This is a genomic window from Thermococcus sp. JCM 11816 (genome assembly GCF_055396515.1).
In genome coordinates this window covers 1117908-1129579 of sequence record NZ_AP043741.1, presented here as the reverse complement: position 1 = coordinate 1129579, position 11672 = coordinate 1117908, and the positions used below count along the sequence as shown (strand labels likewise).

15 protein-coding genes are annotated in these 11672 nt (G+C 50.9%); 7 read left to right on the top strand and 8 right to left on the bottom strand.

Annotated elements, in window-relative coordinates; genetic code table 11:
* The first annotated feature begins 1 nt into the window (after position 1).
* Positions 2–301, top strand: a complete 300-nt coding sequence (locus ACZ5TN_RS06455) for a hypothetical protein (RefSeq protein ID WP_048053785.1) — start codon at positions 2–4, stop codon at positions 299–301.
* On the opposite strand, the gene ACZ5TN_RS06450 is transcribed toward ACZ5TN_RS06455, so the two are convergent.
* A complete protein-coding gene (locus ACZ5TN_RS06450) occupies positions 298–1548 on the bottom strand; it encodes an ATP-binding protein (RefSeq protein ID WP_464916279.1) in 1251 nt (416 codons plus the stop codon). The genes ACZ5TN_RS06455 and ACZ5TN_RS06450 overlap by 4 nt on opposite strands.
* 144 nt (positions 1549–1692) lie before the next feature.
* On the opposite strand from ACZ5TN_RS06450, the gene ACZ5TN_RS06445 reads away from it, so the two are divergent.
* Entirely contained in the window at positions 1693–3000 is a 1308-nt protein-coding gene (locus ACZ5TN_RS06445) for an RNA-guided endonuclease InsQ/TnpB family protein (RefSeq protein WP_464916278.1), read from the top strand.
* A gap of 49 nt (positions 3001–3049) precedes the next feature.
* Here ACZ5TN_RS06445 and taw22 read toward each other — a convergent pair whose 3' ends face one another.
* The 3 genes from taw22 to moaA all read right to left on the bottom strand — a co-directional run bounded on the left by taw22 (position 3050) and on the right by moaA (position 5996).
* Positions 3050–4063 (bottom strand): tRNA (guanine(37)-N1)/4-demethylwyosine(37)-methyltransferase Taw22, encoded by a 1014-nt coding sequence (gene taw22, locus ACZ5TN_RS06440; RefSeq protein ID WP_464917547.1) that lies wholly within the window; start codon positions 4061–4063, stop codon positions 3050–3052.
* Entirely contained in the window at positions 3966–4994 is a 1029-nt protein-coding gene (locus ACZ5TN_RS06435; protein ID WP_464916277.1) for a DUF835 domain-containing protein, read from the bottom strand. Before ACZ5TN_RS06435 ends, taw22 begins: the two co-directional genes overlap by 98 nt.
* 78 nt (positions 4995–5072) lie before the next feature.
* On the bottom strand, positions 5073–5996 hold the full coding sequence (gene moaA / locus ACZ5TN_RS06430) for a GTP 3',8-cyclase MoaA (protein WP_464917546.1): 924 nt from the start codon (positions 5994–5996) through the stop codon (positions 5073–5075).
* 134 nt (positions 5997–6130) lie between these two features.
* Here moaA and ACZ5TN_RS06425 point away from each other — a divergent pair, with 134 nt between their 5' ends.
* Positions 6131–6862: a hypothetical protein gene (locus tag ACZ5TN_RS06425; protein WP_464916276.1), complete on the top strand. Its 732-nt coding sequence runs from the start codon at positions 6131–6133 to the stop codon at positions 6860–6862.
* Complete coding sequence (locus ACZ5TN_RS06420; RefSeq protein ID WP_464916275.1) at positions 6828–8243, top strand: ribonuclease FAU-1 family protein; 1416 nt, start codon at positions 6828–6830, stop codon at positions 8241–8243. Before ACZ5TN_RS06425 ends, ACZ5TN_RS06420 begins: the two co-directional genes overlap by 35 nt.
* On the opposite strand, the gene ACZ5TN_RS06415 is transcribed toward ACZ5TN_RS06420, so the two are convergent.
* Positions 8240–8626 carry a PIN domain-containing protein gene (locus ACZ5TN_RS06415; protein WP_054840175.1) on the bottom strand — a complete coding sequence of 129 codons (387 nt, stop codon included), beginning with the start codon at positions 8624–8626 and terminating at the stop codon, positions 8240–8242. The two genes, ACZ5TN_RS06420 and ACZ5TN_RS06415, sit on opposite strands and share 4 nt — an antisense overlap.
* Complete coding sequence (locus ACZ5TN_RS06410) at positions 8623–8847, bottom strand: AbrB/MazE/SpoVT family DNA-binding domain-containing protein (protein WP_011251179.1); 225 nt, start codon at positions 8845–8847, stop codon at positions 8623–8625. The genes ACZ5TN_RS06415 and ACZ5TN_RS06410 overlap by 4 nt, the downstream gene beginning before the upstream one ends.
* Before the next feature lie 65 nt (positions 8848–8912).
* On the opposite strand from ACZ5TN_RS06410, the gene ACZ5TN_RS06405 reads away from it, so the two are divergent.
* Positions 8913–9095 (top strand): hypothetical protein, encoded by a 183-nt coding sequence (locus tag ACZ5TN_RS06405; protein ID WP_054840173.1) that lies wholly within the window; start codon positions 8913–8915, stop codon positions 9093–9095.
* 108 nt (positions 9096–9203) lie between these two features.
* Here ACZ5TN_RS06405 and radB read toward each other — a convergent pair whose 3' ends face one another.
* Positions 9204–9866 (bottom strand): DNA repair and recombination protein RadB, encoded by a 663-nt coding sequence (gene radB / locus ACZ5TN_RS06400; RefSeq protein WP_464916274.1) that lies wholly within the window; start codon positions 9864–9866, stop codon positions 9204–9206.
* A 9-nt stretch (positions 9867–9875) separates the two neighbouring features.
* The gene (locus tag ACZ5TN_RS06395) at positions 9876–10511 is read right to left on the bottom strand and encodes an MBL fold metallo-hydrolase (protein ID WP_464916273.1); all 636 of its coding nucleotides are present in this window, start codon (positions 10509–10511) and stop codon (positions 9876–9878) included.
* A gap of 89 nt (positions 10512–10600) precedes the next feature.
* Between ACZ5TN_RS06395 and ACZ5TN_RS06390 the strand changes: the two genes are divergently transcribed.
* Both ACZ5TN_RS06390 and ACZ5TN_RS06385 read left to right on the top strand, forming a co-directional pair.
* Entirely contained in the window at positions 10601–10963 is a 363-nt protein-coding gene (locus ACZ5TN_RS06390; RefSeq protein ID WP_464916272.1) for an ASCH domain-containing protein, read from the top strand.
* Positions 10936–11655 carry a DUF1614 domain-containing protein gene (locus ACZ5TN_RS06385; RefSeq protein ID WP_464916271.1) on the top strand — a complete coding sequence of 240 codons (720 nt, stop codon included), beginning with the start codon at positions 10936–10938 and terminating at the stop codon, positions 11653–11655. Before ACZ5TN_RS06390 ends, ACZ5TN_RS06385 begins: the two co-directional genes overlap by 28 nt.
* Positions 11656–11672: the final 17 nt, after the last annotated feature.

Here is an 11672-nt window from a genome sequence, read left to right as displayed (position 1 = left end):
TGTGGATCCTTTACTCCCCACTTCCCCTCTCGGTGAAAAAGGGCCATCTCAGGCCCTCATGGAACTGAGGGCTCAAGATGCTTCGCTCATACCCCATGACAACCCTGTCTACGAGCTGGCGATGGAAGAGGTTAGCATAGCCGAGGCCCTGAAGCTGGCGAGGGATATGCTCGAAAACCCTGAGAAGTACGGGATAAAAGAGAAGGATGAACGCAGAAGAGGGGAGAAAGCCGCCGAGATGCTGAGGAAGACGATGGAAGAGGGAAAGGTCGTCGGGTTCTTCCACAAGGAAAGGGCCTAAATACTCCTCTCCATCCCTTCTTTCGCAATCTCAACCAGATCCTCGGGCGTTAGGACTTCAACGCCCTCAGGCTTCCTTTCGAGAACGTTTTCATCTGGAACCACCAAAATCCTCCTGCAGTCAAAGCGGTTGAGCTTCTCCTCTATTCTCCTCACTTCCTCCCTCTTAACGCGCTCCTTCCACTTGACCTCTCCAACCACTTCGAGCTTCTTGAAGCCCTGAAGAGCTATGTCAAGCTCCAAATCGGGCATTTCAATCCTCACGGGTCTCAAACCAAAGCTCTTGGCCAAAAGTTCCTCTATGAAGGCTTCAACGTGCCTCGGTAGTTTCTTGTCTATCGCCCTCCTTATGAACTCCACAGGAGTCTCAAGCTCCGTGTAGGCGTATTTTGCCTCAAGGTAGAAGTGAAGGTCGAAGAGGGGTGACGCGTGCCTGTAAACGAACTTCTTCCTCCTCTTTCCAGTGACCTGGGTTCTCCTAAGTATCCCCATGTCCGTTAGGACTCCAAGGTACCTCTGCAAGACTCCAGGGTTGTCCTTGCTTATCAGGCTGAGGGAGTAGAGGAACGAAGAAAGCCTCGTGCTCGTTTCCTTTCCATCGGCGATGCCCTTCATTATCGCCCTGTAAACTTCCGTCAGCTCCCTCTCCTCCTCCGTGAAGGCCTCGCCAACGAGCTCGCCTATCAGCAGACCCGAAGAACTCAGATAGCCTGCCAAGAACTCCCTCAAAGGCGACCTGTAAAGGGGGACGAGGATAGGCTCCCTGAGGTAGGTAGATGCCTCAATTAGCTCCTTTCCCCTCACTTCTCTGCTCATCTCGGCTAAAATCTCCCTCTCGTCTATGGGATCTATCCTTATCGGCTGGACTATCCCGAGGAGCGGACTCCCGGTTCCAAGGAGTTTCCTCTTCGCTAGCCAGCGGGTTGAGGTTATGAGGATGAGCTCCCCGGTTCCAGAGTAGGCGTGGAGGAGGTCGAGGAACCTATCCGGTAGCCTGTGGAACTCGTCCACCACCACCTTACCGCCCTTCAGCAGGCGAGGGAAGAGCCTCATGAACTCGCCGTAAGTCATTGTGGAGCCCTCATTTAGGTCCCTAACTATTCCCTCCCGCTCAACGAAGAAGAACTCGTCGTAGTCGAGGAAATTCCTAACGAGGAAGGTCTTTCCCGTCTTCCGCCTACCGTAGAGCATCTTCCAGTCTTCGCCCTCGAGCCTCGACAGTTCTATTCTTCTGTGAATTATTCTCATGTGCATAATTACGGCGTGAATACTTATAAGAATTTTGTTAAATCAAGCCTCGCCCTTTAGGACAGGGTAGAGAATTCTAAGACTCAACACCAAATCTGGAAAGCAAAACTATTTTAAAGCCTAAAAAACATACCATACTTTGAAATGAAGAGGGCGATAAGGGTAAAACTCCAACCCTCAAAGGAGCAAGAAAGAGTTCTCTTTGAATTAGCCCAAGCTATCGCCGTAGTATGGAATAAAATAAACTACCAAAGGCTAAAGCAGTTCAAAACCTTTGGAAAGATAGACTTCGCTGGAACAGAAAAAGAAGCCTATCACAATTTTAAAGACTGGATAGGCGGTTCAACAGTACAGCAGTTGGCGAGAAAGAACGCAGAAAGCTGGAGGAGTTTCTTTGCCCTTTCAAGAAAGAAGAAAGCTGGCAAATTACCAGAGTGGTTCAAACCAAGACCGCCAGCGTTCATAAGAGAAAGGAACGACAAAAAGCTCTTTGTAATCCCTCTAAGGAACGACCAATACAAAATAGAAAACAACATCTTAGAGCTTAGGAGACTTGGGAAGTTCGGAAAGCTTAGAATCCAGTTCAAGGGGAGAATCTATCTAAAGGGAAAGCAGGGAAGATTAGAAATAACCTATGACCCAGTAAGGCGGAAATGGTATGCTCATATTAGCTACACAGTCGAGGAGAGGCTATACCGTGAGGGTTGGGTTGAAGTCCCGAGACAACCCATAGGTAATCTTTCGGCTGGAATAGACCTTGGGATTAATAACCTGATAGCCGTTTACGTTGAGAACGGTGAATCATTCTTGGTGAACGGAAGACCCCTGAAGAGCATAGCCTTCTACTTTAGAAGGGGAATAGCTAAAGTTCAGTCCAAGATTAACAAATCTGGGACTAAGAAGAGCAGGAAACTTCGAAAGATGCACCTAAATGCTAAGCTCCAGATGAAGCATTATATAGACACTATGGTGAGGAGAACTATTGAGAGACTTTATCGCTTAGGAGTTTCGAAAATCTACGTTGGCTATCCTAAAGGTATCAGTAGAAACTCTAACAAAAACAAAAAGCTGAATTATCTTTTATCTACTGTTTGGCACTTTAGTTACGTCATTAAACGCTTGAAAGAAGTCTCCGAAGAGTACGGTATTAAAGTTAAGCTTGTTGATGAGGCTTTCACTTCTCAGGTTTGCCCTCTCTGTGGCCAACGCCATGAGAACGCTCGCCTTGTTAGGGGTTTGTTTAAGTGCCACAGGGAGGGTGTCGTTATGAACTCCGACTTGGTTGGAGCGTTTAATATTTTGAAGAAAGCTGCGAGAACCATAACCCCAAGCCTTCCAGCTTTGGCTGGAGGTAGGGGTAATTGGGGTGTGGCCACCCCAGAGGGGTTCGAAGAACCCAATTCGAATTGGGTTCTGATGAAGACCCCTCAAACCTCTCCGCCCTTAGGGTAGGGGTTTTCCTGAGGAAACCCCGTCTTCAGGGCGGGAAGGAGGTCATCGATCAACCCAGAATCTCAACATCTGCACATACCTTGAACACATGCGGCTTGAAGTCGCTGACCTTCTTTATCTTGACCCTGCAATCTTTTCCCTGTTTTCTGCACTCTTCGAGAATTCTCTCCCCGAACTCTCCTATATTCTCCTCGTGCACGAAGTCGTAGTAGTGGAGCCACTTCTGGGCTTTGCTCAGCGTTAGAGTCAGGGCATCAACGCCCCTCGGTGTTGGACTTATCACCCTGTCAAAGGTCGGCAGTTCCGGCAGAACATCGAAAACATCCCCGTTTATGAACTCAATCTCTCCCTTAAGCCTCTTCCTGTTCAGCTCGATGTTCTCAAGCCCGAGCTTGTATGCCTCCTCGTTCAGCTCGATGGCAGTGATCTTGACTTTTCTATAACGTGCTATCACGAGCGCGTAGGGTAAGACTCCTGCAAAGGGTATCAGAACCCGCTCTCCGTCCTTCACGAGCTGGGCCAGTCTGTACCGCTCGCCCTTCATTCTCGGGTTGAAGAAAGCTTTGCTCAAATCGACTTTTATCTCGACGCCGTTCTCTTTGTGAACCGTTGTTAGCCTCTTCTCGCCCCAGATTATAGAGTAGTCCCTTATTCTGAAGGCACCCTCATGGAAGCCCTTCTTGGCAACGACCTTGATGAAGGGATGGACTTTTCTCAGGCCCCAGACAATATCCTCGGCTCTGTGCTCAAGCTCGGGAGGGATTTGGATAACAGCTATGTCGCCGATGACGTCGTAGCGCCTCAGATACTTCAGCTCCTCAGACGTCAGCCTCTCCGCTAGAACGCTCTCAAGGTTCTTGTATATCTGCCTTTCAGGCCTCAGAGGGAGTTCAACGGGCAGAACCTCGTGTCCCAGCTCGTAAACACGAGGATCATCTATAACCGGAAGCAGGACGAAGTCACCTTCACTCCTTGGCCTTCTCTTCCCGTCGTAGAGGTTCAGCTTCTTGAGCTTCCTCTTTAGTGGCTCGGCCTCCCTCTTCGGGACTTTTATCGCTGGCATCTTTGGCATCCCCACTCTTTGTTGCTGGGGGAAGGACACCAAACAGTGCTATTTCCTCGGCTCTTTCGGGGGACAAGGCCTGACTGAGCTTTTTAATGAGCTCCTCTTCATTTATTTCCTCGAACTCCCTGAGCAGTATAATCTCTTGTTTTTTGTCAAAGATGCCCTCCGGAAGGTGGATGAGCATGAGTGAGTTTTTAATCATTACCATGTCCTTGACTGCGAACAGGAACTTGGCCACCGCTGGGAAGTCGTTGTAGAGGGTCAGGTACTCCAGCCCATCAAAGTACACAACAACTGGCCCACGCTGCTCCATGAACTGGAGAATCTTTCCCTGGATGACGTGGAGTTTTGAGGGGTCGATAGAATTCTCGACGTCTGCCCTCGACAGCCAGAGGAACTCGTCCGGCTGAACTCCGAACTTCTCGACCCACTCTTCGCGGGGCTTTCTGCTGACGACTATCAGGCCACTGGAGACTTCTTTAAGAATGTGGAACAACTGAGCGGAGGGCTCTTTGCGCAGTGAATACCCTCCATGTAGGGGAAGTTCCTTTTCTCTAGTCTCATTTCTTTCTGGAGTTTTTTGAGCTGTGCTCCTTTCTTTAACCCCTTCCGGTTTCTCAATACTAGTTGCTACTGCCCTTAAACTCAGGAATATCGTGGACAAAATTGCAGCATATGAGAGGGTGTAGAATATCACCATCAAAAACCAGAGGGGCCTCGGGGTGAGTGAGTCTATAATTGCACTCACAGAGCCCAGACCAAAGAACAGAAGCGAGATAAGGGTTCTTTTGGCGAGGCTCTTCCCCGGCTCTGGGACTCTTTTGTAGTAGTACAACGCCCGGTATATACCAATGAGTGCCCCGAGAAGTAGCAACCATCCCGCAATGAAACCGTTGAAATTAATCGGGTTAACCATTGCTAGCCCCAAAATTTTGTTATCCACGTTATCCCTAAAAACCTTGCCCAACTTTGACTTTTTGTTCTGAATAAAGGCTCTATTAGGGCATCATTTCCAGTACGGCTCCCTCATAAGAACGGCCCTTTTGAAAATTTCAACTATCTCCTCGTCGCTCGCTCCGTTTCTCATAGCAGAAAGGAAGTCTATGAGGTCGTTGTTCCTCAACAAGCAAGTTTTAAACTTGCCATCAGAGGTCACCCTCAGTCTCGTGCAGTTGGCGCAGAAGACAGTGTTGTGCATCGCCCTAACGACTTCAACCTCTGCTATGCCATAGTCGGTCGGGATGAAGTACTTCTTCCTCCGGTGCATCCTCCTTTCCTTAGTTTCGACGGCGAGCTTCTCCAGCTTCTCTTCAACGGGCTTGAGCGGGTAGAAGTACTTCCTGAAAAAGGCCGTCTCGGCCATCTCCCTTGGCGCTTCAAGCTCTATAAGCTGAAGGATGGTTCCGGTCTTGGCGGCGAATTCAACCATATCCCAGATTTCGCCGTCGTTTAGTCCTTTCATGACGGTCATGTTGAGCTTCACCGGGGATAGGTATTTCACCGCTTCCTCGATGCCCACAAGAACAGCCTCAAGCCCATCAACGCCGGTTATCCTTTTGTAAACCTCTGGCTTTAAGCTGTGAAGCGATACGTTCACCCTGTCGAGGCCTGCTTTGGCCAGCGGCTTCGCCAGCTCCTTCAGCCTGCTCCCGTTGGTAGTCATGCTGAGGTCGATGACGTAGGGCTTTATTCTCTTCACGATTTCAAGTATATCCTCTCTGACTGTCGGTTCCCCGCCCGTGAGCTTGACCTTTCTTATTCCGAGCCTTGATGCGATTCTAACGAGGCGCTCTATCTCCTCTGGAGTGAGCTCGTTTTTCGCCAGAAACCTCTGGCCTTCCCGGTGACAGAAGAAGCAACGGTAATTGCACTCCTGCGTGAGCGAAATCCTGAGGTTCGTTACTGGCCTGCCGAAGCGGTCGTAGAGCACTCCGTCCACCCATTTGTATTATGAAGGGGCTTAAAAAAGGATTTCGGTTAAGCGTTTCTGTTTTCCCAAGGTTGCCTCCCCTCAATGGAAAAGTAAAAGTAGTGGTAGTTGCAACTTAGGATTAGGGGGTGCCGATGGACGTTGATGAACTGAAGGCCAGGCTCGGTGATTTTGAGGGGATGCATTCGTCCTTCGAGGAGGTCTTTTCACGGCTCTATGAACCGGAAGAGGAGCCCACGGAGGTTGTGAGGAAGCTTCACTCTTTGTCGGCAAAAAAGCTTGAGTTAGCTTCTCACCTCTACAAGGAGCTTTCCGCAATAGGTGGAAGGGTCGAAGATCTCACTAAGGAACTTTATAAGAACGAGCACCAAATGAAGTTCCGCCTTGAGGAGGTGATGTCCCTTCTCGGGAGGGACGACTATGAGGGCAGAGCGAGGCTTAAGGCCGCTTTGGACAGGCTGGTTCAGTTCCACAGGCTCTACGATTATGCCATCCGGAAGGCCCTGAGTGAGCTTTCTGCCGAGGTTGAAGGTCTGACGCTCCTAGGCGAAAACCAAAAAAAGGTTCCAGTCAGCATACTTGAGGAGCTTAGAAAAACTAAAGCAATTGAGAGCCAGCTTGAGACCCTCAAGAGGTTCCTTTACAGGCTTTACGTTCACCCCTCGGACGTTCACAGGGTCGAGCAGGCCCTAAGGGAGTGGCACGCAAAAGGCCTGCTCTGGGTCGAGGCGAGAAACGTTGAGAAGGCCAGCGGAGTGAGAGAGGCTGGCGAGATACTTGAGGGACTCGCGCTCATTGGAGTAATCGAGAAAAAGGATAGGGGTGGTGAAAGTGTCTACAGACACAAGGCCTACAGTCAGGATTAGGGGAATATACAGCACTGCCCTGACGAAACTCTTCCTCGACAGGGGGTTCGGCATCAGCCAGCCCAGCAACAAGATCGTCGAGCGCTTCGGCCTCGAGAAGACCTACGACGACTTCGACGTTGACATCTACGATAAGAAGGACAGACATGGGGTTGTGCTCGTTGGGGATGCCGTTGAAGAGGCCAAGAAGGTCCTTGAAGAGGAACTTATTGACGTCTTTTTTAGAAGGCTCCCGTACCAGCTCTACGGCATATACAAGGGACTTGTTGTGAAAATCGACGAAAAGTACGTTTACGTTGACCTGGGAAGTGCCATTGGTACAATCCCAAGGAAGGAGCTTCCGAAGGCCGTTGAAGGCGATGAGATACTCGTCCAGGTCAAGAAGCACAACCTCCTTCCACACCTCAGCACCACCCTCACGATACCTGGGGACTACGCTGTCCTCATACCGAAGCCCATAGGGGCACAGAGGCACGTTAAGATATCGAGGAAGATAAGGGACAACCAGGAGCGTGAGAGGCTCAGGATTCTGGGTCTCAGCATAGACCTCGGCAAGTGGGGAGTCCTCTGGAGGACTGCAGCCGCTTACAAGGACTGGAACATTCTCAGGGACGAGATAGTGAGGCTCTCCAAGCTCGCCGATAGGCTGGCAAAGGCCGACACGTACTTTGCACCTTCCCTGATAATCGAGGGCAGGAACATATATGAAGTGGAGTTCGGAGGAGGAGCGAAGAGAAAGCTCGACGAGATAAGGAACAAGGTCGTCCCAACCGTTGATGGCCACCACCAGCTCAAGGCCAAAGACCCGGAGCTTGGCTTTGCCGTCGAGATAGCCGAGGGAATACTCTCAAAGGTACCTGGCCAGAGGGTCAAGGTTAACCAGGGCTTCTGGGAGGCGCTCGTGGAGAACAAAGGGCCTAAGAAGGGCTGGCTCTTCACCCTTGAGCACGTCAAGCCCGATGGGCAGAGGATTAGGCTAGGGCCTGGAGAGGTCTTGGAGGTCTCCCACAACCCGCTTAGGGTCACAATAAAGAGACACCTCAAGCCGGGCAAGTTCTACGACGGCCTTGAGCTTCCGATTGAGTTTGGAGATTATGCCATAACCGAGCTCGAAGCTGGAAAGTGGTGGTTCGTGCACAGGTATTACGACAAGAACGGCAACCTGAAGGGAGAGTACTACAACATAAACACGCCCGTTGAGATATATCCTGACGGGGCTCGCTACGTTGACCTCGAAGTTGATATAGTTAAGTGGCCGGACGGCAAGAAGGAGATAATCGATCAGGAGGAGCTCAGGGAGCACTACGAAGAGGGCATCATCAGCGAGAAGCTCTACCGCGCCGTGCTCAGGATAACGCAGGAGGTATTTGAGAGGGTTTAAGGCAGGGTCTTGATTTCCAGCTTTTCAGCCTCTTTTTTCAGCCTTTTATCGTATGTTGCCAGTCTCTTGAAGTCCTCTGCCGTGGCGAGTATTACCATGTCATTGAACCGCTTTGGGTTTCTGGTGAGTTCTAGCGCGCGTTTCGTGTACTTCCCAGTGTCGCAGATAACCCGCGTCCTTGGGCTGTTTAGGATTGAGGAGATGACGTTATTTATTTCCTCGCTTTTGTACCCTACTTCCCTGAAAAACCAGTAGAGCTCGTAGAGGACAATGCTCGGAACTATCCATCTTTCCAGCCCTGCTAGCAGTTTCCTCGCCTCTGCGTTGAACTCTGAGTCCCGTAGGGTGGCGTATATGAAGACGTTGGTGTCTATTACCGTCACTCATCCTCACCCTGGCCCTTTCGTATGGCTTCCTCGATGTCCTCGATCTTCAGTCCCTTTCCGCCGGGTAGCAGGGGAAGTTCGAGGTCGCTCTTTTTTATCACGGCTTTCCCATCTTCGATCTCGATGACAAGAACGTCCCCCACCTTGATGCCCAGCTTCTTCCTAATATCGCTTGGGATAGTAATCTGATAGTTCCTAGTTACCTTCGTGATTCCCATATTCTCACCAATCATAGTAGAAATAAGGGACGTAAAAACGTTGCGGTGGAAACCTTAGCATCCCTTTGCGCTCTAAAGTCTGGAACTACACGATAGGCGGCTACCGCGTCGTCGAGAAGTACCTGAAGGGCAGGAAGGGAAGGAAGCTAAGCCTGGAAGAGCTTGAGCACATCTACAAGGTCGTCGAAATCCTCAAGCGGACGATAGAGCTCGTTAGGGAACTGGAGAAGATGGAGCCGAAGTTCTGAGCTTTCCTTTTTTCTTATCCTAAAAGAAACCAATCGGTGATATTACTGAATTGGTAATATACTCACCGAGTTAATATCTGCCAACAAGAAGAACTGTCATCATACCACTCACTCAACGTCCTCTATTCCCTTCTCCGTTATCCTGAAATATGCCATAAGCCCTTCGGGTCTGAAGCGGTGCCTCTCAAGAACTGCCACCCTTAGCCCTGGCTTCGGCAGCCTATCGAGTCTTAGAATGTCCTTACAGCGGTAGCCAAGGGTCTGCTCGGCGACGGGCTTTGTCATCTCGGTTCTGCTGTCGAAGTGGACCTGGTTGATGACTATTACCGGTATGTTATGCTTCCGGGCTATCCAGAGGAGAACCTGAAGCTGTCTGCTCAGTTCAGCTATCAGGCCGCTTCTGTTTTCCTCTGCTCTGTAGTGAGCGGTTATTGAGTCAACTACGACTAGTGCAAAGTTGCTGTCCACCGTCTTTTTCAGCGAACCTATAACGCGCCTCTGCTCCTTGAAATCTGAAGGTGTAAACAGAATGAACCTCGAGAGGGCCTCTTCGGGGTTTAGACCTCTCGTCTCAGCCATCTGGACAAGTCTTTCGGGAGAAAATCCCCCCTCGGTATCGACGTATGCTACCTTTTTCCCACTAAGCAGGCCGGTCTGCAGGGCCAGGGTCGTCTTACCGCTCGCATAAGGCCCGTAAACCTGGGTTAAGACCCCGGGAGCGAACCCGCCCCCGAGAAGACTGTCCAGGCTCTTAGTGCCCGTCGAGAGCATGAAGTTCCCTCAAACCTCGATCTCTCTGTACAGTTCTGGCCTTATGAAGCGAACCCATATCCTTCTCTTCCTCAGCTCGCTCTCAAGCTTTGAGGGGTCTTCGTCGTTGTAAACTCCGTAGTGCATGGGTATAACAACCTTGGGTCTGATATCTTCGATTATCTGTGCTGCCTCTCTCTCGTTCGCTGTGGAACGGCCGCTAATAGGAACCAGGAGAACGTCGATCTTCCCCCTCAGCCTCTGGAAGGCGGGTGTTGAGTACGTGTCCCCAGGGTGGAAAACCGTTTTGTCACCTTCGATTATATAACCGAGAGGGTACTGGCTTGAAGGATGCTCAACGTAGATTGCAGTAACCTTAACGCCGTTCTCGAGTTCTATAGTCTCCCCTGAGTCAATCTCCCTCGCCTTGGTGACACCGTCGGCTACCGCCATAAGGTACACCTGCTTCGGCCCGATGACCGTTGCATCCCTGAGCCTTGAGAGCAGTTCGACCTTTCCATAGTGGTCCGTGTGCTCGTGGGTTATCAGAATGTAGTCCACGTCACCTATCCTGTCGTCGTCAACCTCTGGATACGGGTCTATGAGGAGCTTCACTCCCTTCGTCTCTATCCAGAAGCAGGAATGACCGTACCATATGATCTTCATCGGCATGACCTCCTCGGGAAGTTTCGGTGGGGTTAACTTAAAGTTTTCTTGGCGTTGGCTTTATTAAGGGTTACGGGTAGTTTAGCACGATGCCGGAGAAAAAGAAGGGACTGATAGTTAGGGAGCCATACGCGACCCTCATCGTCGAGGGCGAGAAGGTGTGGGAGATACGCAAGTCCAGGACGAAGATAAGGGGAGAAGTGCTCATCATAAGCAACGGGAAGGCCATAGGAAAGGCAGAGCTCGTGGACGTTCTGGGGCCTTTTTCTCCGGAGGAGCTTGCGGAGCACTTTGACAAGCACCGCGCCGAGCCCGAGTTTCTGAAGGAATACTCAAACGGAAAGCCGCTCTACGCGTGGGTCTTTAAGAACGCCGAGAAGTTTGAGAAGCCTAAGGAAGTTGAAATGGCCAAGGGGGTTCAGATATGGGCCAACGTGGTTCTCAAAGATTAGCCCTCTTTTTCCCAGCCCTCCGCTGGCCTGTTCTCCTGCTCCTCGGCCTCTTTCTGGTAGTTGTGTTTGCTTTCTTCTCAGGGGCCGTTCTCGTTGCGTTCCGAAGGCTGGGACTCCCGCCAGGAGTGGCCCTTACGATGTTCGTCTTTGCCCTCGTTGGGAGCTTCATAAACATCCCAATAGCAGAGGAGAGAGCCTACGAGCCCGTCATCAAGCTGAGAGAAGTCAGCTTCTTTGGGTTCCTCTACCCAATTCCGTACTTTGAGGTGGAAGAGCGGAGAATGATAATCTCGATAAACGTCGGCGGCGCGCTTGTTCCTCTAAGCATAGTCCTCTACGAGCTTATCCGAATTGCAATGTTGGGACAGTACGGACTACTCTTTAACACACTCCTCGCAGTCCTGATAGCGGCGCTCATATGCAACGCTGTCTCTGTACCAGTCAGGGGCGTGGGTATAGCGATGCCCTCAATCGTCCCACCTCTCGTTGCGGTCCTCCTCGGGTGGTTGCTCGGGGACGGAAACCCAACGTTGGTTGCCTACGTCAGCGGAACCCTTGGCGCGCTTCTTGGTGCGGACATAATGAACTGGAAAAAACTGAAGCACCTTGATGCTCCCATGGTCAGCATTGGTGGGGCGGGTACCTTCGACGGTGTGTTCTTAGCGGGAGTTATTGCCGTCCTCTTGGTATGACGGTGAGTTTATAAGGG

What these genes read in the sequence shown, in the direction of transcription:
- ACZ5TN_RS06445 (WP_464916278.1), top strand. Translation starts at nt 1,693, where the DNA reads ATGAAGAGGGCGATAAGGGTAAAACTCCAACCCTCAAAGGAGCAAGAA.
- ACZ5TN_RS06390 (WP_464916272.1), top strand. Translation starts at nt 10,601, where the DNA reads ATGCCGGAGAAAAAGAAGGGACTGATAGTTAGGGAGCCATACGCGACC.
- ACZ5TN_RS06450 (WP_464916279.1), bottom strand. Translation starts at nt 1,548, where the DNA reads ATGAGAATAATTCACAGAAGAATAGAACTGTCGAGGCTCGAGGGCGAA.
- ACZ5TN_RS06385 (WP_464916271.1), top strand. Translation starts at nt 10,936, where the DNA reads ATGGGCCAACGTGGTTCTCAAAGATTAGCCCTCTTTTTCCCAGCCCTC.
- radB (WP_464916274.1), bottom strand. Translation starts at nt 9,866, where the DNA reads ATGCTCTCGACGGGCACTAAGAGCCTGGACAGTCTTCTCGGGGGCGGG.
- ACZ5TN_RS06425 (WP_464916276.1), top strand. Translation starts at nt 6,131, where the DNA reads ATGGACGTTGATGAACTGAAGGCCAGGCTCGGTGATTTTGAGGGGATG.
- ACZ5TN_RS06395 (WP_464916273.1), bottom strand. Translation starts at nt 10,511, where the DNA reads ATGAAGATCATATGGTACGGTCATTCCTGCTTCTGGATAGAGACGAAG.
- taw22 (WP_464917547.1), bottom strand. Translation starts at nt 4,063, where the DNA reads ATGCCAGCGATAAAAGTCCCGAAGAGGGAGGCCGAGCCACTAAAGAGG.
- ACZ5TN_RS06410 (WP_011251179.1), bottom strand. Translation starts at nt 8,847, where the DNA reads ATGGGAATCACGAAGGTAACTAGGAACTATCAGATTACTATCCCAAGC.